Origin of the sequence: Intrasporangium chromatireducens Q5-1 (assembly GCF_000576575.1) — a bacterium.
Lineage (GTDB): Bacteria > Actinomycetota > Actinomycetes > Actinomycetales > Dermatophilaceae > Intrasporangium_A > Intrasporangium_A chromatireducens.
The window spans coordinates 1-21,179 of record NZ_AWQS01000057.1 but is presented as its reverse complement, the minus strand read 5'-3'; the positions used below and the strand labels follow the sequence as shown (position 1 = coordinate 21,179).

General features: G+C 69.8%; 18 protein-coding genes and 2 tRNA genes. 13 read left to right on the top strand and 7 right to left on the bottom strand.

The window, feature by feature from the left end:
- Nucleotides 1-115: 115 nt before the first annotated feature.
- The 7 genes from N864_RS09160 to rpmH all read right to left on the bottom strand — a co-directional run bounded on the left by N864_RS09160 (nucleotide 116) and on the right by rpmH (nucleotide 5,178).
- Complete coding sequence (locus tag N864_RS09160; protein WP_338033630.1) at nucleotides 116-1,057, bottom strand: AAA family ATPase; 942 nt, start codon at nucleotides 1,055-1,057, stop codon at nucleotides 116-118.
- Nucleotides 1,058-1,478: 421 nt separating this feature from the next.
- The gene (gene rsmG, locus N864_RS09155) at nucleotides 1,479-2,267 is read right to left on the bottom strand and encodes a 16S rRNA (guanine(527)-N(7))-methyltransferase RsmG (RefSeq protein WP_051518391.1); all 789 of its coding nucleotides are present in this window, start codon (nucleotides 2,265-2,267) and stop codon (nucleotides 1,479-1,481) included.
- A gap of 156 nt (nucleotides 2,268-2,423) precedes the next feature.
- On the bottom strand, nucleotides 2,424-3,227 hold the full coding sequence (locus N864_RS26005) for a Jag family protein (protein WP_081793614.1): 804 nt from the start codon (nucleotides 3,225-3,227) through the stop codon (nucleotides 2,424-2,426).
- A 99-nt stretch (nucleotides 3,228-3,326) separates the two neighbouring features.
- Nucleotides 3,327-4,301 carry a membrane protein insertase YidC gene (gene yidC, locus N864_RS09145; protein ID WP_034715821.1) on the bottom strand — a complete coding sequence of 325 codons (975 nt, stop codon included), beginning with the start codon at nucleotides 4,299-4,301 and terminating at the stop codon, nucleotides 3,327-3,329.
- Nucleotides 4,302-4,396: 95 nt separating this feature from the next.
- The gene (gene yidD / locus N864_RS09140; RefSeq protein WP_034715820.1) at nucleotides 4,397-4,672 is read right to left on the bottom strand and encodes a membrane protein insertion efficiency factor YidD; all 276 of its coding nucleotides are present in this window, start codon (nucleotides 4,670-4,672) and stop codon (nucleotides 4,397-4,399) included.
- Nucleotides 4,669-5,031 (bottom strand): ribonuclease P protein component, encoded by a 363-nt coding sequence (rnpA, locus tag N864_RS09135; RefSeq protein ID WP_034715819.1) that lies wholly within the window; start codon nucleotides 5,029-5,031, stop codon nucleotides 4,669-4,671. The genes yidD and rnpA overlap by 4 nt, the downstream gene beginning before the upstream one ends.
- A gap of 9 nt (nucleotides 5,032-5,040) precedes the next feature.
- The gene (gene rpmH, locus N864_RS09130) at nucleotides 5,041-5,178 is read right to left on the bottom strand and encodes a 50S ribosomal protein L34 (protein WP_034715828.1); all 138 of its coding nucleotides are present in this window, start codon (nucleotides 5,176-5,178) and stop codon (nucleotides 5,041-5,043) included.
- A gap of 466 nt (nucleotides 5,179-5,644) precedes the next feature.
- Between rpmH and dnaA the strand changes: the two genes are divergently transcribed.
- The 13 genes from dnaA (at nucleotide 5,645) to N864_RS09070 (ending at nucleotide 20,948) form a co-directional block, all read left to right on the top strand.
- Complete coding sequence (dnaA, locus tag N864_RS09125) at nucleotides 5,645-7,171, top strand: chromosomal replication initiator protein DnaA (protein WP_034715827.1); 1,527 nt, start codon at nucleotides 5,645-5,647, stop codon at nucleotides 7,169-7,171.
- 745 nt (nucleotides 7,172-7,916) lie between these two features.
- The gene (gene dnaN, locus N864_RS09120) at nucleotides 7,917-9,044 is read left to right on the top strand and encodes a DNA polymerase III subunit beta (protein WP_034715818.1); all 1,128 of its coding nucleotides are present in this window, start codon (nucleotides 7,917-7,919) and stop codon (nucleotides 9,042-9,044) included.
- 174 nt (nucleotides 9,045-9,218) lie between these two features.
- Nucleotides 9,219-10,268, top strand: a complete 1,050-nt coding sequence (gnd, locus tag N864_RS09115) for a phosphogluconate dehydrogenase (NAD(+)-dependent, decarboxylating) (RefSeq protein ID WP_081793612.1) — start codon at nucleotides 9,219-9,221, stop codon at nucleotides 10,266-10,268.
- A gap of 10 nt (nucleotides 10,269-10,278) precedes the next feature.
- On the top strand, nucleotides 10,279-11,562 hold the full coding sequence (gene recF / locus N864_RS09110; RefSeq protein ID WP_034715817.1) for a DNA replication/repair protein RecF: 1,284 nt from the start codon (nucleotides 10,279-10,281) through the stop codon (nucleotides 11,560-11,562).
- Nucleotides 11,555-12,121 carry a DciA family protein gene (locus N864_RS09105; RefSeq protein ID WP_051518388.1) on the top strand — a complete coding sequence of 189 codons (567 nt, stop codon included), beginning with the start codon at nucleotides 11,555-11,557 and terminating at the stop codon, nucleotides 12,119-12,121. The genes recF and N864_RS09105 overlap by 8 nt, the downstream gene beginning before the upstream one ends.
- 96 nt (nucleotides 12,122-12,217) lie before the next feature.
- Nucleotides 12,218-13,639 carry a protealysin inhibitor emfourin gene (locus N864_RS09100; protein WP_034715824.1) on the top strand — a complete coding sequence of 474 codons (1,422 nt, stop codon included), beginning with the start codon at nucleotides 12,218-12,220 and terminating at the stop codon, nucleotides 13,637-13,639.
- 3 nt (nucleotides 13,640-13,642) lie between these two features.
- Complete coding sequence (locus N864_RS09095; RefSeq protein ID WP_034715816.1) at nucleotides 13,643-14,221, top strand: DUF1697 domain-containing protein; 579 nt, start codon at nucleotides 13,643-13,645, stop codon at nucleotides 14,219-14,221.
- A gap of 483 nt (nucleotides 14,222-14,704) precedes the next feature.
- A complete protein-coding gene (gene gyrB / locus N864_RS09090; protein WP_051518390.1) occupies nucleotides 14,705-16,804 on the top strand; it encodes a DNA topoisomerase (ATP-hydrolyzing) subunit B in 2,100 nt (699 codons plus the stop codon).
- A gap of 166 nt (nucleotides 16,805-16,970) precedes the next feature.
- Nucleotides 16,971-19,697 (top strand): DNA gyrase subunit A, encoded by a 2,727-nt coding sequence (gyrA, locus tag N864_RS09085; protein ID WP_034715815.1) that lies wholly within the window; start codon nucleotides 16,971-16,973, stop codon nucleotides 19,695-19,697.
- A complete protein-coding gene (locus N864_RS26000) occupies nucleotides 19,694-20,353 on the top strand; it encodes a DUF3566 domain-containing protein (RefSeq protein WP_240474269.1) in 660 nt (219 codons plus the stop codon). The genes gyrA and N864_RS26000 overlap by 4 nt, the downstream gene beginning before the upstream one ends.
- Before the next feature lie 255 nt (nucleotides 20,354-20,608).
- Nucleotides 20,609-20,685, top strand: a tRNA-Ile gene (locus N864_RS09075).
- A 27-nt stretch (nucleotides 20,686-20,712) separates the two neighbouring features.
- A complete protein-coding gene (locus N864_RS25490; RefSeq protein ID WP_169735965.1) occupies nucleotides 20,713-20,868 on the top strand; it encodes a DLW-39 family protein in 156 nt (51 codons plus the stop codon).
- Between the two features lie 7 nt (nucleotides 20,869-20,875).
- Nucleotides 20,876-20,948 (top strand) — tRNA-Ala (locus tag N864_RS09070).
- Nucleotides 20,949-21,179 lie beyond the last annotated feature (231 nt).

Here is a 21,179-nt window from a genome sequence, read left to right as displayed (position 1 = left end):
CTGGAGCGAGCGCCCGCGCAGCCTCCCAGCGCGGCCGGGAGCGACCAGTCGCGCCGCCGCCCCACCGCCCGGCACATCTGTCGGGCTCAGAAACGCGAAGGCGATTCCCGGTGGCTCAGATGTCTCCGGCCGCTCCGCGCTCCGCCATCTCACTGGCCGCCTCGAGGTACGCCAGCGCACCGCTGCTCGAGGCGTCATACGTCATGACCGTCTCGCCGAAGCTCGGCGCCTCCGAGATCCGGACAGATCGCGGCACCGTCGTCTTGAGCACCTGGTCCGGGAAGTGGTCACGCACCTCCTCGGCCACCTGAGCCGACAGCCGGGTCCGGCCGTCATACATGGTGAGCAGGATGGTGGACACGTGCAGGCCGGGGTTCAGGTGGGCCCGGACGAGCTCGATGTTCTTCAGCAGCTGCGAGAGCCCCTCGAGGGCGTAGTACTCGCACTGGATCGGGATGAACACCTCCGACGCCGCGACCATCGCGTTGACCGTGAGCAGGCCGAGGCTCGGGGGGCAGTCGATGAGGATGTAGTCGTACTCGTGCCCCTTGGTGGCGGCGGCCTGGACGGCCCGCTGGAGGCGCAGCTCGCGGGCGACAAGGGAGACGAGCTCGATCTCGGCTCCGGCCAGGTCGATGGTCGCGGGCGCGCACCACAGGCCCTCCACGGTGCTGCAGGGCTGGACCACCTCGTCGAGGGGCTGACCATCGACGAGGACGTCGTAGATGGACGGCACCTCGGCATGGTGGTCGATGCCGAGGGCGGTGCTCGCGTTGCCCTGCGGGTCGAGGTCGATGACGAGGACGCGCAGGCCCGACTGGGCCAGGGCGGCGGCGATGTTCACCGTGGTGGTCGTCTTGCCGACGCCACCCTTCTGGTTGGCAACGGTCAGCACGCGCGTGCCGTCAGCCGGCTTCGGGAAGACCCGTCCGGTCAGGCGGATGCGTCGTCGCGCGTTCTCCGCCAGCTCGCGGGCCACGGGGGTGTCGAGGCCCGGGCTCGGCAGCGACTCGGCCAACGCCGACCGCTCCTGCTGGTCCCCGGCATCACTCCTCACGGGCGGCCGGTCCGGACCCGACCTGTCCTCAGGGGCGGCCGGACGGGCGGGCTCGGCCGTCGCGAGAGGACGGGCCCGCACGACGCCGCCACGCTCGTCCACAGCACTGTCCACAGGCGAGGGTGGGGCGTCGTCCCGCATGGAATCCGGACATTCCGCCTCGGCAGTCCCCAAGTTGTCCACAGGCGCTGGGGACCGTCCGTCGTGCCCGTCCTGGTCGGCGTCCGGTGCGACCGTCGGACCCGTTTCACGTGAAACAGGCGCCCACAGGTCCGGCCACCCCAGGTGACGCGGCTGGCTCGACCGCGGCTCCAGAGCCGGCCACCCCAAGTTGCTCGACGCGGTCACTGGGTCAGCACCTCCATGAGGTTGGTCGGCGTGGGCCTGGCGGTGCGAGGCCGGCGAGAGAGTGGCGGACGGGTCACCGGGAGGTCGGCCTGTCGCCACGATCCGAAACCTTACCGTCGCCACCGGACTTGGCGCGGTCCCGTCGGCGGCGGGCCGATCCGGCGCTCGAGCTGCCCTGGGCGCGGAACCGCTTCGCGTCCACCGGCCGGTCCACGAGAAGGCGCAGGACGGTGGTGGCGTCCTCAGCCCTTGGGGAGCCGAGCCGGACGGCCTCGCACCGGGCGACGCCCAGACGGTGGAGGGCACGCTCCGCCTCGGCCAGCTCGGTCGGTCCGCGGCTGCCCTTCAGGGCGAGCACCTGACCCGGGACCGAGAGCAACGGCAGGGTCCACTCGGCGAGCTGGACGATGCCGGTGACGGCGCGGGCGGTGACCCATGGCGCGGTGAGGGTGCCCCACAACGACTCGGCGCGCGTCGTATGGATCGTCACGTTGTCCAGGCCGAGCTCGTGCACGGCCTCGCTCAGCCAGGCCGTCCGGCGGGCCAGCGGCTCGACGAGGTGCACATGCAGGTCGGGGCGAGCGATGGCCAGGACGACGCCCGGCAGGCCGGCCCCGGAGCCGACGTCGATGACGGCCTGGGTGAAGTCGCGCCGCGGGATGAGGGGGCTCAGCGCCGCACAGTTGAGGATGTGTCGGTCCCAGAGCCGCGGTCCTTCTCGTGGTCCGATGAGACCACGGGTGATACCCGTGGTCCCGAGCAGGGCGACATAGTGCTCGGCCAGGTCGAGCCGCTCGCCGAACACAGCCGCGGCCTCCGGTGGCGTCGGTGGCAACACCGGAACCTCAGGGTCAGTGCCCACGAGCTTCTCCTCCTCGGTGCCCAACAGCCCCTACAGCCCAACTTCGGGATCCGGCCCTGCGCTCCCCGGCCTGGCGCCGTTTCACGTGAAACGGGTGTGCTGCCACGCGGAAGGCGACCTCCCGAGAGTTGACAGGCCGGAGGCCCGACCTCTGGATCAGGAGGGCAGGATCACGATGTAGCGGTTCGGCTCGACGCCCTCGGACTCGGACACGAGCCCTGCCGCGGCGACCTCGTCATGCACGACCTTCCGCTCGAACGCCGACATCGGCTCGAGCTCACGACGCTCGCCCGACTCCTTGACGCCGGCGATCGCCTCTTGGGCCAGGGCGACGAGCGAGGCCCGACGAGCCGCACGGTGGCCGGCGATGTCGAGCATCAGGCGGCTCCGCTCACCGGTCTCGACCTGGACGGCGAGTCGGGTCAGCTCCTGGAGCGCCTCGAGGACCTTGCCGTCGGTCCCGACGAGCCGCCGTGGCACCCGCCCCTCGTCCGAGTCGACGATCGCGACGACGGCGCGGTCGCCCTCGACGTCGACGTCGAGGTCCCCGTCCAGGTCGGCGATGTCGAGCAGCGTCTCCAGGAAGTCCGCGGCGACCTCGCCCTCACGCTCGAGCTGCTTGACCCGCGTGGCCCGGCGCGAGCCGGTCCCCTCCCTCCCAGCCTCGCCCTCCGGCGCCCCCCCGTCGTCAGCCGCGTCAGCCGCGTCAGCCGCGTCAGCCGCGCCGGCTGCGCCAGCACTTTCCGCGCCCGCCTCCGCGTCAGAGACGGCGGGCCCATCGACCGGCTCGCCAGCGTGCTCGGGTGCGAGGACGCCGGCGGTTGGGCCCTCGGCCGCATCGGCCGGCTCGGCGCCGACCCCCGCGGCCGCGGCCTCAGCGGGTGCGGCACCGGCCACTGCGGTCAGGTCCTGCTCCGGACCCGACGCGTCGTGCTCGGGCTGCTGCGGGCTCTCGCTCATTGGTACTCCTTGTTCCGCTGCGCTGGCCGGCGGGGCACCGCAATGGTGCTTGGCCACGTTCGCAGCCCTGTGATGGATCGGGGGTGCCGCCACGGACCGCTACGAGCGGCCCTTCTTCTTGTTGCGCTTCTTGCTGACCGGTTGCTGGCGCTGGCGTGGCTTGGGCTCCTCGACGGCCGAGGCCACAGCCGCGTCGGCGTTGCCCTCGAGCCCGGGGACGGTGACGTGCTTGGTCGCGCGCCCCTTGCGCTTGTTGCGCTCCTCCATCGCCTTGTAGGCGGCCGAACCGGGGGCCGGCATGTTGCGGATGACGTAGAACTGCTGCCCCATCGACCAGAGGTTCGTGGTGAGCCAGTAGAGCAGGACACCGATCGGGAAGTTGACGCCGGAAATCGCGAAGAACAGCGGCATCAGATAGAGGAGTACCTTCTGCTGCTTCGCGAACGGGTTGTCGAGCGCCGCCTGCGGCATGTTCTTGCGCATCAGCTGGTGCTGCGTCGTGAAGGTCGTGATCGACATCAGCACGATGAGCACCGCGGTCAAGATCTTGACGTTGGTGATGTCCGAGTGCAGGAAGCTGTCCGACAGCCGCGCACCGAAGATGTTGGACGACTCGATCGTCGCCGCCATCTGCTGCGTGATCGGCCCGATGCCGGGCTGCGCGCCCTCGGCCTGCGCTCGGAGGTTGTTGAGCAGCTGGAACAGCGCGAAGAAGAACGGGCTCTGGATCAGGATCGGCAGACAGCTGGCGAACGGGTTCGTCCCGGTGCGCTTGTAGAGATCCATGATCTCCTGCTGCTGCGCCTTCTGGGACTCCGGGTCGCGCTTGCCCTTGTACTTCTTCTGGATCTTCTGCATCTCGGGCTGGATGAGCTGCATCCGCCGGGACGAGTGGATCTGCTTGACGAAGAGCGGGATGAGCAGGACGCGGACGACGACCGTGAGACCGACGATCGACAGCGCCCAGGCCCAGCCGGTCGGCAGGCCGATCGCGTCGAAGAGCCAGTGCCAGGCGTACATGACCCACGCCTCGCCGAGCTTGATCGGGTAGAGCAGGGTCTGCAGGAAGTCCATCACGGGGGGTTTGTCCTCGGGTATCTGGTGAGACGCCTCACCGGGTTTGTTCAGTCAGACCGCGGCCGAGTATGTCGTACGGCTGTGGTCGCGGGTCAGGCGCTCGTGCGGACCTGGTGCAGCTCCTCGGAGTGTCGTTCCGCCCACGTGCGCGGAACGTGGTCGATGCCTCCCGGGTTCCACGGGTTGCACCGGCCGAGTCGGCGTAGCGCGAGCCAGCCACCGCGGATGGGGCCGAACCGCGTCAGCGCGGTGACGGCATACGCGGAACAGCTCGGGTAGAAGCGGCACGTCGCGGGGCGGAGCGGTGAGATGACCTGCTGGTAGATGCGCACGAGCAGGACGAGTGGCGCCGAGAGGACACGGTTCATCGGGCGCCCACCTGCTCACAGACCCGGGCCAGCTGCCGCTCGAGGGCGGAGTCGAGCTCGGCGTACGTCGCCTGGGCCGCCGCCGGATTGGCGCGCACGACGACGTCAAGACCGGAGGGTATGCCGCTCAGCCGGGTCCCGACGCTGGCGCGCAGTCGGCGTTTGGTGCGGTTGCGCACGACGGCGTTGCCGACGGCCTTGGACACAACAAAACCGACGCGCGGCGGAAGGTCCGCACGCGCATCGGTCCGGTTGGCATGCACGACGAGAAGTCGTCCGCCCGCTCTGCTGGCACCAGGGCCGCGCACTGCCGACGTGAAGTCGCCGCTCTCTCGGAGGCGGTGACGTGCCGGCAGCACGTCGAGGCCTCAGGCCGACAGCTCGGTGCGGCCCTTGCGACGACGGTTGGCCAGGATGGCGCGGCCGGCGCGGGTGCGCATCCGCAGGCGGAAGCCGTGCGTCTTGGCGCGGCGACGGTTGTTCGGCTGGAACGTACGCTTGCTCACGAGGTTCTCCGTGTAGGTCGCGGGTGGCTCGGCGTGCACGAGGCAGCAGCCATCCGGTGGGCAGGGCTCAGGGCGGTCGGCGACCGCAATCGGCAAGCCCATGGAGGCGGATCCGGGAGGAACCGGCCACGGGCATGCGAAAGAGGTCGCCGACGGGCTGGCTCCACGATACGGGAGCCGCAGAACGAGGGCAAACCCGCGGGGCACTCCTTGCGCCGCCGGTCAAACGCTCTATCATCCGGGGAGTGCCCTGAACCGCAAGGCGACACGCCGAGGTCGTCGCATCTTTCGTGCGGGGCGGTTGTCAGGGCTCACAGGAGACGTTAGGTTTTCGTCTCTCACGGTCCCTGCCCGCGCTATGCACAGTTGTGGACAACCGTGTGGACAACGGGGAGTGGTGCGGCACGATGCATAGGGTGCAGCCCGCTGACAGGGGAACAGCTAGTCAGGGACGGTGACAGTGACGGTGGCAGCCGAGGACGTCGACTACGGCAAGGTCTGGCAGCTCACGTTGACGACGCTCGATGGTGTCGGACTGCCCAACCAGGACCGCGCGTTCGTCCGGCTGTGCCAGCTCATCGGCGTCCTCGACCAGACCGCTCTGGTCCGGGCACCGAACAGCTACACCAAGGAGTTCCTCGAGAACCGCGTTCGTGACCACGTCACGAGCGCCCTCGCGCTGCACCTCGAGCATCCGGTCCAGCTCGCCGTCTCCGTCGACGAGACCCTCGAGCAGGACCTGGGCCTGCTCGTCGACGAGCCGGCGCCCGCACCCGACACGACGACGGACACGTTCGGCCGCCGCGACAGCTCGCACCTGCACCTCGTCGGGGACCGGGGCGACAAGCTGCGCGACCTCGACGAGAGCGCCCCCGACCTCAACGGCGCGGATTTCGACGAGCCGGTCTCCGTCGGCGAGAGCGGTCCGTTGCGGCCCCGACCCGACCCGGCCGCCCCGAGCGACACCCGGCTCAACCCGAAGTACACCTTCGACACCTTCGTCATCGGCGCGAGCAACCGGTTCGCGCACGCCGCCGCCGTCGCGGTCGCGGAGGCCCCGGCCAAGGCGTACAACCCGCTCTTCATCTACGGCGAGTCCGGGCTGGGCAAGACGCACCTGCTCCACGCGATCGGCCACTACGCCCGCACGATGTATCCCAACGTCAAGGTGCGCTACGTCAACTCCGAAGAGTTCACCAACGACTTCATCAACAGCATCCGCGACGACAAGGCGAGCGCCTTCCAGGCCCGGCACCGCAGCGTCGACGTCCTGCTCATCGACGACATCCAGTTCCTCCAGGGCAAGCTGCAGACCCAGGAGGAGTTCTTCCACACCTTCAACACGCTGCACAACGCGAACAAGCAGATCGTCATCACGAGCGACCTGCCGCCCAAGGAGCTCTCCGGCTTCGAGGACCGCATGCGCACCCGCTTCGAGTCGGGGCTGCTGACCGACGTGCAGCCACCCGACCTCGAGACCCGGATCGCGATCCTGCGCAAGAAGGCGATCCAGGAGCGGATGTCCGTTCCGGACGAGGTCCTCGAGTACATCGCGAGCAACTTCTCGACGAACATCCGCGAGCTCGAGGGCGCCCTCATCCGCGTCACCGCGTTCGGCAACCTCAACCGGCAGCCGATCGACCGGGCGATGGCCGAGATCGTCCTCAAGGACGTGCTGCCGAACGAGACGCCCAACCAGGTCACCGCCGCGACGATCATGGCGGTGACGGCGCAGTACTACGCCGTGACCATGGACGACCTCTGCGGCTCGTCCCGCTCCCGCCAGCTCGTCACGGCCCGGCAGATTGCCATGTACTTGTGTCGCGAGATGACCGACCTGTCGCTGCCGAAGATCGGGCAGCACTTCGGCGGTCGCGACCACACGACCGTCATGCACGCCGACCGCAAGATCCGCGAGCTGATGGGCGAGCGACGCGCCATCTACAACCAGGTGACCGAGCTGACGAACCGGATCCGCCAGCAGTCCCACTGACGCCCCCGCGGGGGCTCTGTCGCCGCCACGGGGGCTCTGACGCCGCCACGGCGCCGCACCACCCCGGCCGACGAACACCGGCCGCCCACCAAGGTCCGACGGACACCACCGTCGGGCCTTGCCCATGTGTCCCGTCGGCGTCCCCGCACGCGTCCTGTCCGGGGACGCCGCACCCGCTGTGCACAGGCCTGGCACAGGCGCGCACCGCGACTCCACATGCTGTCCACAACGCCACGGCCGCCCCCGTGAGCACGAATCCGCCGCCCGCGAGCACGATGTCATCGCAATCCTCCACACCCTGTGGAAAAGTCTGTGGATCGGTCGTCCCCAACAGCCACCGTCGCCGGCCTTGCCGGCCGGACGGCCCGACGGAGCGACTGTCCACACGACCTGTGGACAACTGTGGAAGAGCGGCCCGAACATGGTGAAAACCCGACCCCGCGCGCCCGGCAGCCTGTGGACGACGCCGCGGTTTCCACAGGAGCAGCGACAACCGGCCCCGCTGTCCACACCACTGTCCACAGCGCGACACGCGGCGCGACGTGCGACGCAGACTGTCGTCCACACGATCCACAGCACCGATGACGATGACGAGACCCCAGATAGAGGAATCCGCCCCGACAACGAGGGTGGAAAGCGCCGACACGACCCTTTTGTCCTCGCACTCTCGATCCGGTGGTGCTAGGGCCGCATGGGCGACTAGTGTCTGAGCCCCAATGGTCCTTCGTGGAGAAGTGAGTGCGACGTGAAGTTTCGGGTTGACCGTGATGTCCTGGCTGACGCCGTCACGTGGGTGGCGCGGGGTCTGCCGGCGCGCCCGCCCGTGCCCGTGCTCGCCGGTGTCCTCATCGAGGCCAACGAGGAGGGCTCGCTGACCCTCTCCGCCTTCGACTACGAGGTCTCCGCCAAGGTCACCGTGCCGGCGGACGTGTCCGAGTCCGGCGAGGTCCTCGTCCTCGGCCGGCTCCTCGCCGACATCTCCCGCAACCTGCCCGGCAAGCCGATCGACGTCGCGACCGACGGCAGCAAGGTCAACGTCGTCTGCGGATCCTCCCGGTTCAGCCTCCGCGAGATGCCGGTCTCGGACTACCCGACCCTCCCGTCGGCGCCCGAGGCGAGCGGCACCGTCGCCGGTGACGTGTTCACCCAGGCCGTCGCCCAGGTCTCCATCGCCGCCGACCGCGGCGACACGCTGCCGATCCTCACCGGCGTCCGGATGGAGATCGACGGCGACAAGATGACGCTGCTCGCCACCGACCGCTACCGCCTCGCCATGCGCGAGCTGACGTGGAGCCCCGGCACCTCCGACGCGAGCCACGTCGCGCTCATCCCCGCCCGCCAGCTGTCCGACACCGCGAAGGCGCTCGGCGCCTCCGGCTCGATCGAGCTCGAGCTCGGCGGCGGTGGCGACGGCCTGATCGGCTTCGAGGCCGGCCAGCGCCGCACGACGACCCGGCTGCTCGACGGCGAGTACCCCAAGGTCGCCTCGATCTTCCCGACGAGCGTCGACACCGAGGCGGTCATCGACACCGCCGCGCTCGAGGAGGCGGTCAAGCGCGTGGCCCTCGTCGCCGAGCGCAACACGCCCGTCCTGCTGAAGTTCACCGACGGCCAGGTCGCGATCGAGGCCGGCACCGGCGACGACGCGCAGGCCTCGGAGGCCGTCGAGGCGAGCCTGACCGGGCCGGAGATCCAGATCGCCTTCAACCCGCAGTTCCTCCTCGACGGGCTGCACGCGGTCGGCACCCCGTTCAGCCGCCTCTCCTTCACCCAGCCGAGCCGCCCGGCCGTCCTCACCGGGCAGCCCGAGGCCGACGGCGACTCGGACCAGAGCTACCGCTACGTGCTCATGCCGGTCCGCTTCGCCAGCTGACCCCGCGGCGCCGGCTCCGCCGGCCCGAGGCGTATGCCGCTCACCTGGCGTAGCCTCGAAGGCACCTCCCAGCCCGGCCGGGCTCCCGGTGGCAGCGCTGCTGTCCCGGCCCGACCTGCGAACACCTCGCCAGGACTCGCCGGGACGTCATCGGACCAGTAGGAAGGCAGGCGGATGCAGCTCGGACTCATCGGTCTCGGCAAGATGGGCGGCAACATGCGCGAGCGGTTGCGGCAGGCGGGCCACGAGGTGGTCGGTTTCGACCGCAACCCCGACCTCGCCGACGTCACGAGCCTGCAGGGTCTCGTCGAGGCGCTCGAGGCGCCGCGGACCGTGTGGGTCATGGTGCCGGCGGGTGCACCGACGCGGCAGACGGTCGACGCGCTGGCCGACCTGCTCGAGCCCGGTGACCTCGTCATCGACGGCGGCAACTCCCGGTTCACCGACGACTTCCGCAACGCCGAGCTGCTCGGCGAGAAGCAGATCGGCTATGTCGACTGCGGCGTGAGCGGCGGCATCTGGGGCCTCAAGAACGGCTATGGGCTGATGGTCGGCGGCGAGGACCGCTGGGTGCAGCACGCCATGCCGATCTTCGACGCGCTCCGCCCGGAGGGCCCCCGCGAGGAGGGCTTCGTGCACGCCGGCGACGTCGGCGCCGGGCACTACACGAAGATGGTCCACAACGGCATCGAGTACGGCCTGATGCAGGCCTACGCCGAGGGCTACGAGCTGCTCATGCGCAAGAACATCGTCAAGGACGTCCCGGGCGCCTTCAAGGCGTGGAGCCGGGGCACCGTCGTGCGGTCCTGGCTGCTCGACCTCATGTCCGACGCCCTGGCCAAGAACCCGACTTTGGAGGGTGTCTCGGACTACACGGTCGACTCCGGCGAGGGCAAGTGGACGGTCGAGGAGGCCGTCGCCCTCGAGGTCCCGATGCCGGTCATCTCGGCCTCGCTCTTCGCCCGTTACGCCTCCCGCCAGGAGTACTCGCCGACGATGCAGGCCGTGGCCGCCCTCCGCGGTGAGTTCGGCGGCCACGAGGTCATGACGATCGAGGAGGGCAACGCCCTCAAGCACGGCGACCAGCCGAGCTCCCCCGCCCAGCAGGCGGCCGCCAAGGGCATCGGGCAGAAGGCCGACGCCGAGCAGCCGCCCACCCCGCGCGTGCCCCACCCGGCCGACCCGGCATCGGCCGCCCCGCCCCAGACCGGGCAGAAGGACTAGCTCGAGGGTCGTGCACGTCCGTCACCTGACCCTCAAGGACTTCCGCAGCTATCCGAGCGCCGAGCTCGCCCTGACCCCCGGGGTGACGACGCTGGTGGGGCGCAACGGCCAGGGCAAGACCAACCTCGTCGAGGCGATCGGCTACCTCGCGACCCTCGGCTCGCACCGGGTCGCGACCGACCAGCCCCTCGTCCGGTTCGGCGCCGCTCAGGCGATCGTCCGCGGGGCCGTCGTGCGCGACGACCGGGAGATGATGGTCGAGCTCGAGATCACCCCGGGCCGCGCCAACCGGGCCCGGCTCGGCAAGGCTCCCGTCGCCCGGCCCCGCGACGTGCTCGGCACGGTCCGGACCGTCCTGTTCGCTCCCGAGGACCTCGCCCTCGTCAAGGGCGACCCGTCGGAGCGGCGCCGGTTCCTCGATGACCTGCTCGTCCAGCGCCAGCCGCGGTGGGCCGGTGTCCGCTCCGACTACGACAAGATCCTCAAGCAGCGCGGAGCGCTGCTCAAACAGGCGGCCCCGCTCTTCCGCACCCGCTCCGGGAAGGGAGCTGGGCGGCATACCCCTCGGGCGGGTGAGCCGACCACCGCGGAAGCCCGCGAGTCCGCGCTGCACACCCTCGACGTGTGGGACACGCACCTGGCCACCGTCGGCGCGCAGCTGCTCTACGCGCGGCTGCGGCTGCTGCGCGACCTCGTGCCGGACCTCGCCGAGTGCTACGACGCGGTGGCCGAGACCGACGCGAACGCCCGGGCGACCTACAAGAGCTCGCTCCACGAGGACGCGGCCAAGCGGCTCGCCGAGGGCGAGGTGCCCGAGATCGAGGAGCTGCGGGTCGCGATCCTCGAGAGCATCGAGCGGGTCAGGGACCAGGAGGTCGAGCGGGGGGTCTGCCTCGTCGGTCCGCACCGTGACGACGTCGTGCTCTCGCTCGGGGACCTGCCGGCGAAGGGCTATGCGAGCCACGGCGAGTCGTGGAGCTTCGCGCTGGGGCTCAAGCTCGCGGCATACCGGCTGCTGCGGCGCGACCTCGGCGACGACCCGGTGCTGATCCTCGACGACGTCTTCGCGGAGCTCGACACGGGCCGGCGCGACCGGCTCGCCGAGCTCGTCGCGGACTGCGAGCAGGTGCTCATCACCGCCGCCGTGGGCGCGGACGTGCCGACCCGCTTGCGCGAGTCCGGCCACACGTATGCCGTTGAGCTGGGTCACGTCTCCGCGCACCCTCCCAGCGCAGCCGCCGCGACCGATGCAGTCGAGTCGGAGTCGGAGTCGGCGGAGTCCGGCGATGAGTGATGTCGAGGAGCCCGGCTCCGAGGGTGGCGCTGACGAGGGCGCGGCGGTGGAGGACGCGGCGGTGGAGGACGCGGCGGCCGCTGCGCTGGCCCGGGCCCGAGCGGCCGCGCGGGAGAAGGGATTGCGGCCGGGAATGAAGCCCCGCAAGCGGATCCGTCCGCTCGGTCACGGGGTGACCATGTCGGGGGCCGGCCGGGACGGGCGTGACCCGACCCTGCTCGGTGACCAGCTGGACCGGCTCATCGCCGACCGCGGCTGGAAGGTCGACGTCGCCGTAGGGTCCGTCATGGGCCGGTGGCCCGACATCGTCGGGGCCGACATCGCCCAGCACGTCGAGCCGGTGTCGTTCACCGACGGGGTGCTGACGGTGCGGGCGGACTCGACGGCCTGGGCCACCCAGATGCGGCTGCTCACCTCGCACGTTCTGGCCCGGGTCGACGAGGAGATCGGCGCGGGAGCGGTGACCGAGCTGAAGGTGCTCGGGCCGGGCGGACCGTCCTGGCGCCGGGGTCCTCGGCGCTCCCCCGACTCGAGGGGCCCCCGGGACACCTACGGCTGACCCGCGATCGTGAGCACGATCCCGATCGAGAGCACCGTCTTCGCTCTCAGGAACTCACGGCAGGCGGATGTCAGCGGTCGGGACCACACTGGGGAGATGAGGTGCCCATCGATCATCCCGCCCTACATGCTCGAGCAGCTCGCGAGCTGCGACAACGACACGCTCGCCAGCCAGGCGAGGGAGGCCCTGCGCCACGACGGGCAGCTGCGCGCCAGTCGGCAGGCCGCTGTGCCCGGGGCGGCCCCACGCGGTCGCGCCGAGGCGGCCGCCGGACCCGGGCTCGACCGGACGGTCAGCGACGCCCATCACCAGACCACGACGCCCGGCACGACCGTGCGCACCGAGGGCCAGCCGCCGGTGTCCGACCCGGCGGTCGACGAGGCCTACGACGCCCTTGGTTTCACGTGGAACCTCTACGACCGGGTCTATGACCGCAACTCCATCGACGGCCGTGGCATGCCGCTGCTTGCCACCGTCCACTACGGGCAGAGCTACGACAACGCGTTCTGGGACGGCACCCAGATGGTCTTCGGCGACGGCGACGGGATCGTCTTCGAGCGGTTCACCAAGAGCGTCGACGTCATCGGGCACGAGCTGACGCACGGCGTCACGGCGCACACGGCCGGGCTGCTCTACCAAGGTCAGTCCGGCGCCCTCAACGAGTCGGTCTCGGACGTGTTCGGCAGTCTCGTCAAGCAGTTCCACCTCGGGCAGAGCGCCGACCAGGCCGACTGGCTGATCGGCGCGGACCTGCTCGCCCCGGACGTCAAGGGCCGGGCGCTGCGCGACATGCACCACCCCGGCACCGCCTACGACGACCCGCGCTTGGGCAAGGACCCGCAACCGGCCGACATGGCGCACTACGTCGACACGAGCGACGACAACGGCGGCGTGCACCTCAACTCCGGCATCCCCAACCGGGCTTTCTGCCTCGCCTCCCTCGCCGTGGGCGGCAACGCGTGGGAGACGGTCGGGCCGATCTGGTACGCCGTGCTGACCGGTGCGGACATCAAGGCGGACTGCGACTTCGGCACCTTCGCCCAGCTCACTGTCGATGCGGCCGGCACCGCCCACGGCGACGGATCAGCCGAGCAGGCCGCGGTCCGGGACGCGTGGGTCGCCGTCGGCGTGCTCGGTCAGGGCAGCGGCAGCGGCTCGTCGTCCGGCTCGTCAGGTGCGGCATCCGGGTCGGGCACGAGTCGCGGCACGGCGCCGGCCGGGCCCGGCAGCGCACCGAGCCCCGACACGCAGGTGCTGCTGCGCCGCACCGGCGGCTTCGGCGGCCTCGTCCGGGAGCGCCCGTTCACCCTCGCCGACCTGCCCGACCGTGACACGAAGAACTGGCAGCACCTGCTCACCGCACCGACCCTGCAGCAGATCGCCACCGAGGAGGGCGGCCACCCGGACATGTTCTGCTACTCGGTCACCTGTCGCGAGGCCGGCGTCGAGGTCACGGTGGCCGAGCCACACTTGCCCGAGGCGATCCACGAGCTGTTCGAGCGCACGCTCGAGGGCTGACCGGTGCCCTCCCACGTCGCCCTCCTGCGGGGCATCAACGTCGGGGGCCGCGGCAAGCTGCCGATGGCTCAGCTGCGGGCGGTGCTCGAGAGCCTCGGGCACCGCGACGTCGCGACCTACATCCAGAGCGGCAACGCGGTCTTCACCGCCACCGGGCGGCCGAGGACGACCGCGCTCGCTCGGGAGATCGAGGACGCCATCGAGTCGGCCGCCGGCTTCCGTCCCCCCACCGTCGTGCTCACCGGCGCGGAGCTCGCGGCGGTGAGCGCGGACAACCCGTTCCCCCACGTGACCGAGGCGAAGCAGCTGCACGCCGGGTTCTTCCCCGGGCCGCTTGGCAGGTCGTATGCCGCTCAGGCCCGTGACGCTCAGCAGCTCGCTCACGACCAGGGCAGCCGGGACGAGGTGGCCATCGACGGGTCCGTCGTCTACCTGCACACGCCGGACGGCCTCGGGCGCAGCCGCCTGGCCGAGCTGCTGGGTCGCATCAAGGGCGACGACGGCGGCAAGGTGCTGGGCACTTTTCGCAACTGGGCGACCGTCGGCAAGCTCCTCGACCTGCTCGACGAGCCTCCCGGCTGACGTCCCGGTTGACGTCCCGGTTTCGGCCAGACCGGGCACCGGAACGGCTCGGCTCAAGCCCCTGGAAGGACCGAGCCGAAAACGTCGCGCAGGGGCCTTGACAGCCCCGGTCGTGATCCTCCCCTCGGATCAGGCCATCAGAACGCGCCACGACGGCGGTTCCGGGCCTCCCACGGCATGTTTCCACCGCTGCGGACGTTAGACTGAGAGGGTTGCGGCTCGACCATGGCGTCGGGCCGCCCCGGTGTCGCCCGCAAGCACGCACTGCGTGGGGCGCCGGCGACACACCTGCATGCATGACGAGTGAGGAGCGACGTGTCCGAGGCCGACCAGACGCCAGAGAACACCGCAGCAGAGCCGACGACGGACACCACCACACCGGACCCCACGGCTGCCGCCGCCGAGGCAGCGGCCGAGGTGCTGCCCGAGCCGGAGCCGTCCGAGGCGGCCGAGGAGATCGGCATCGCCGAGACGCTCGAGCCGATCGGTGACGACCCCTTCCTCCGGCACCTGCACCCGGACCAGAAGCCCAACGGCGTCGACTACGACGCGAGCGCGATCACGGTCCTCGAGGGACTCGAGGCGGTCCGCAAGCGGCCCGGCATGTACATCGGCTCGACCGGTGAGCGCGGCCTGCACCACCTCGTCTGGGAGATCGTCGACAACGCCGTGGACGAGGCGCTCGCCGGCTACGCCGACACGATCGACGTCACGCTGATGGCCGACGGCGCCGTGCGGGTCAAGGACAACGGTCGCGGCATCCCGACCGACATCCACCCCGTCGAGAAGATCAGCGCCGTCGAGCTCGTGCTGACGCAGCTGCACGCCGGCGGCAAGTTCGGCGGTGGCGGCTACAAGGTCTCCGGCGGCCTGCACGGGGTCGGTTCCTCGGTCGTCAACGCCCTGTCGACCCGCCTCGACGTCTGTGTCCGCCAGAAGGGGCACGCCTTCCGGATGTCCTTCCACCACGGCGTGCCGACCGGCCCGCTCCAGCAGATGGAGGAGACCGACGCGACCGGCACGACGATCACGTTCTGGGCCAACCCCGACATCTTCGAGACGACGCACTACGACTTCGAGACGATCCGGGCGCGGTTCCAGCAGATGGCCTTCCTCAACAAGGGCCTGACGATCAACCTCATCGACGAGCGGGTCGAGCAGAACGTTGACCCCGAGGCCGCCGACGAGGACCTCGACGAGCTCGACTCCGACATCCAGGCGGTCGACACCGACGAGGACGACGACCCCGAGACGCCCGGTGACCGGCAGACGGTCCAGGCGCGCAAGGTCAGCTACCGCTACGACGGCGGCCTCGTCGACTACGTCCACCACCTCAACGGCTCGAAGCGCAACGAGCCGGTCCACGCCGACGTGATCAGCTTCGACGTCGAGGACGAGAGCAAGTCGCTCAGCCTCGAGGTCGCGATGCAGTGGACGACGGCGTTCAGCGAGTCGGTCCACACCTACGCCAACACGATCAACACGCACGAGGGCGGCACCCACGAGGAGGGCTTCCGGGCGGCGCTGACCAAGCTCGTCAACGAGTTCGCCCGCAAGCAGAACCTGCTCAAGGAGAAGGAGGACAACCTCACCGGCGACGACGTCCGCGAGGGCCTCACCGCGGTCATCTCGGTCAAGCTCGCAGACCCCCAGTTCGAGGGCCAGACCAAGACGAAGCTCGGCAACTCCGAGGTCAAGGGCTTCGTTCAGCGGGCCATGACCGACGAGTTCGGCCACTGGCTCGAGGCGCACCCCAACGAGGGCAAGGACGTCGTGCGCAAGTCGATCCAGGCGGCGGCCGCGCGGATGGCGGCCCGCAAGGCCCGCGAGGCGACCCGGCGCAAGGGCCTGCTCGAGTCGGGTGGCCTGCCCGGCAAGCTGAAGGACTGCCAGAGCAAGGACCCGAGCCGCTCCGAAGTGTTCATCGTCGAGGGCGACAGCGCCGGCGGCTCCGCGACGCAGGCGCGCAACCCGCACACGCAGGCGATCCTGCCGATCCGCGGCAAGATCCTCAACGTCGAGAAGGCCCGGATCGACAAGATCCTCGCCAACCAGGAGGTCCAGGCGCTCATCTCGGCGTTCGGCACCGGCATCGGCGAGGACTTCGACCTGGCCAAGGCCCGCTATCACAAGATCATCCTGATGGCCGATGCCGACGTCGACGGCATGCACATCCGCACGCTGCTGCTGACGCTGCTGTTCCGGTTCATGCGGCCGCTCATCGAGGCCGGCTACGTCTACCTCGCCCAGCCGCCGCTGTTCCGCCTGCGCTGGAGCAACGCCCCGCACCAGTTCGCCTACTCCGACCGTGAGCGCGACGGTCTCAAGGAGATCGGCGAGAGCAACGGTTGGCGGCTGCCGAAGGACAACCCCATTCAGCGCTACAAGGGCCTCGGCGAGATGAACTACACCGAGCTCGGCGAGACGACGATGGACCCCGAGACCCGCACGCTGCTGCAGGTGACCCTCGACGACGCCGCGAAGGCCGACGAGGTCTTCTCGGTGCTCATGGGTGAGGACGTCGAGTCGCGTCGCACGTTCATCCAGAAGAACGCCCGCGACGTCCGCTTCCTCGACATCTGACCCGCCCTCAGCCCGTTCCGTACGCCGCCAAAGTCGAAAGGCCAATTCGTGCCGATCCTGGGAAAGCTCAGGAGAGTGCGAAGGGCACGAATTGGCCTTTCGACGGCGGCTTGGTGAGCGGCATACGGACAAGCTTTGAAACTGACCACACGACAAGGGAACTGACGTGAGTGACGACCTGCCTCCCATCGACGGCAACGAGCCTCCCGAGGACGACCAGAGCCACGAGCAGGGCACTGCTCCGATCGAGCGGGAGCCCGGCCAGCACGACCGTGTCGAGCCGATCGACCTCAACACGGAGATGCAGCGGTCCTACATCGAGTACGCGATGTCGGTCATCGTCTCGCGCGCGCTCCCGGACGTCCGCGACGGCCTGAAGCCGGTGCACCGGCGGATCGTCTACGCGATGTACGACGGCGGCTACCGGCCCGACCGCGGGTTCAACAAGTGCGCGCGTGTCGTCGGCGACGTCATGGGCCACTACCACCCGCACGGTGACTCGGCGATCTACGACGCCCTCGTCCGGCTCGTGCAGGACTGGTCGATGCGCTACCCGCTCGTCGACGGGCAGGGCAACTTCGGCTCGCGCGGCAACGACGGCGCGGCCGCCCCCCGCTACACCGAGTGCCGGATGGCGCCGATCGCCATGGAGATGGTGCGCGACATCGACCAGAACACGGTCGACTTCGTGCCGAACTACGACGGCAAGACGATGCAGCCGACCGTGCTGCCGAGCCGGTTCCCCAACCTGCTCGTCAACGGCTCGGCTGGCATCGCGGTCGGCATGGCGACGCAGATCCCGCCGCACAACCTGCGTGAGGTGGCGCAGGCAGCGCAGTTCCTGCTCGCCCACCCCGACATGCCCCGCGAGGAGTTCCTCGAGGAGGCCATCAAGATCGTCCAGGGCCCGGACTTCCCGACCGGCGCCCTCATCATGGGTCGCAAGGGGATCGAGGACGCCTACCGGACCGGGCGCGGCTCGATCATCATGCGGGCCATCGTCGAGGTCGAGGAGATCCGCGGGCGGCAGGCGCTCGTCGTCAAGGAGCTGCCCTACCAGGTCAACCCCGACCAGCTCGCGATGAAGATCGCCGACCTCGTCAAGGACGGCCGGATCGCCGGCATCTCCGACATCAGCGACGAGACCTCCGGGCGCACCGGGCAGCGGCTCGTCATCACGCTGAAGCGCGACGCCGTCGCGAAGGTCGTGCTGAACAACCTCTACAAGCACACCCAGCTGCAGACGACCTTCGGCGCGAACATGCTCGCGCTCGTCGACGACGTGCCGCGCACGCTGCCGCTGTCGGCGTTCATCCGGCACTGGGTCGAGCACCAGATCGAGGTCATCGTCCGGCGCACCCAGTTCCGGCTCAACAAGGCCGAGCAGGAGATCCACATCCTGCGTGGCCTGCTCAAGGCTCTCGACATGCTCGACGAGGTCATCGCGCTGATCCGGGCGAGCCAGACCGTCGAGATCGCCCGTGAGGGCCTCATCGGGCTGCTCGACATCGACGAGGTGCAGGCCAACGCGATCCTCAACATGCAGCTGCGCCGGCTCGCGGCCCTCGAGCGGCAGCGGCTGCTCGAGCAGCACGACGAGCTGCAGGCGCTCATCGACGAGTACACCGCGATCCTCGCCTCGCCCGAGCGACAGCGCGAGATCGTCTCCGAGGAGCTGCAGGAGATCGTCGACAAGTACGGCGACGAGCGGCGCACCGCGATCGTGCCGTTCGACGGGGACATGTCCATGGAGGACCTCATCCCCGAGGAGGACGTCGTCGTCACGATCACCCGTGGCGGCTACGCCAAGCGGACCCGCGTCGACCAGTACCGGTCGCAGAAGCGCGGCGGCAAGGGGGTCCGCGGTGCGACGCTGCGCGGCGAGGACGTCGTCGAGCACTTCTTCACGACGACGACCCACCACTGGCTGCTCTTCTTCACCAACCTCGGGCGGGTCTACCGGGCCAAGGCGTACGAGCTGCCCGAGGGGTCGCGGGACTCCAAGGGCCAGCACGTCGCGAACCTGCTCGCCTTCCAGCCCGACGAGCACATCGCCCAGGTGCTCGCGATCAAGGACTACGAGTCGGCCGACTACCTCGTCCTCGCCACGAAGGGCGGCCTCGTCAAGAAGACGCGCCTGCTCGACTACGACTCGCCCCGCTCGGGTGGCCTCATCGCCATCAACCTGCGTGACGGCGACGAGCTGGTCGGCGCAGACCTCCTGTCGGCGCGCGACGACCTGCTGCTCGTCTCCCGCAAGGGGCAGTCGCTGCGGTTCCACGCCACCGACGAGGCGCTGCGCCCGATGGGTCGCTCGACCTCGGGGGTGACCGGCATGAAGTTCCGTGACGCCGACAGTCTGCTCGCGATGTCGGTCGTCGAGGAGGGCGACGAGCCGGATGTGTTCGTCGTCTTCGAGAACGGGCTCGCCAAGCGCACCCCCGTCTCCGACTACCGGATCCAGGGCCGCGGCGGCCTCGGGGTCCAGGTGGCCAAGCTCTCCGACAAGGGCGGCGACCTCGTCGGTGCGCTCACCGTCGGCCCGAACGACGAGGTCATGGTCGTCATGGAGAAGGGCAAGATCGTCCGCTCCAGGGTCAACGAGGTCAGGATCACCGGCCGGTCGACGATGGGCGTGAAGTTCGCCACCCCGGACAAGGGCGACTCGATCGTCGCCGTCGCTCGCAACTCCGAGTCAGCCCAGCTGGCCGCCGTCGAGGAGGCGGAGGACGCCGAGGGCGTCGACGACGCTGAGGGGACGGCTGGACCCGACACGGCCGACGTCACCGCGCCGGCGCAACCCCCTGTCTCATCGGTAGATGGCGTACCGTCGGACGAGAGCACAGACGACCGGGGTGAGAGCTCCGAGAGCGACAGCGGAGGTGACGAGTGAGCGCGAGCAGCTCTGAGGGAATGTCGGCAGGGGCCGGCCTCGGCTCGGGCTCCTCGACCCGGCGGATTCCGACGAGTTCGTCCTCGAGCGAGACCAAGGCCGGCTCGGCGGCGGGTCGTCCCGATCCCCAGGCGGGGACGGCGACCCGCGGCGCCAGCACGGTGGAGGCGGACACCGCCGACACCCAGGCGATCCGCCCCGGCGCCGAAGAGGCCCGGTCGAGCCAGGCCCGGGCCACGGCAACGACGCAGGCCGGGCAGTCGACCGGCTCGCGGCGCGCTGCTCGCAAGGGCCCACGCCGGGTCCGCCTCGCGGTGGCCCGCGTCGACCCGTGGTCGGTCATGAAGATGAGCTTCCTGCTCTCGGTGGCCGCCGGCATCGCGGGCGTGGTGCTGACGGCCGTGCTGTGGATGATCCTGTCGACGATGAACGTGTTCAACGACGTCGAGGGCGTGCTGCAGAGCCTGCAGACGACCACGAGCAACCCGTTCTCGATCAAGGACTACGTCGGCTTCGGCCGGGTCGTGTCCCTCTCGATCGTGATCGGCGTCATCGACGTCATCCTGATGACCGCCATCGCGACGGTCTTCGCGTTCCTCTACAACATCTGCTCGGCGTTGGTGGGCGGCGTCCAGCTCACCCTGACGGACGACTGAGCCAAGGCGCGAGGACCCGACCGAGCGCCAGCGAGGGAGGCCCGGAGCGCCGATTCGGCTCAGGCGTCAAAGGGAGCGACTGACCCCCGCAACACACCGAGCATCGGACAACACCCGCCGGTAATACCGGTGTCAGGTTGACGCGTGCTCGGTGTGTCGCTGTGACGGGCGGCCGTTTTGGTCTGGCGCGGCGGCATCCGGTAACGTGTGCCCTCGGCCCGGGTCTTCGGATCCCGGCCGCTTGTAGGTGACGATGGGCCTATAGCTCAGACGGTTAGAGCGCTTCCCTGATAAGGAAGAGGTCGGAGGTTCAAGTCCTCCTAGGCCCACCATCACCGCCGCACCGAGAGGATCAACCCATGTGGAAGCGTCTCGTCCTGGTTGCCGCCTCGATCGCCGGCGTGTCCTACCTTCGCAAGAAGGCCAAGGACCAGCAGGCCGAGCAGGACCTCTGGGCGCAGGCGACCGACACCGTCCCGCCGGCCACTCCTCAGGTGCCCACCACGTCGGCGTGAGCCGCCGGGGGCCATGGCGCAATTGGTAGCGCACCTGCTTTGCAAGCAGGGGGTTAGGGGTTCGAGTCCCCTTGGCTCCACCCCACGCACAAGGCTCGAACCCTTGCCAACGGAAACGTTGGTTGAGGTTCGGGTCTTGTTGGTGTCTGCGGCCCAGGTCAGGGCGTTGGCGTTGACCTGTGGATCGAGGAGCATCTCGAAGGGCCGGTTGTGCTCGACGCGCAGCTCGTTGTCCTCGTCGATGTAGACCTTCGTGAAGAACGCCTGGTTGCACAGCCGCCGGTTGGTGTCGTCGCAGCGGGCGTAGATGT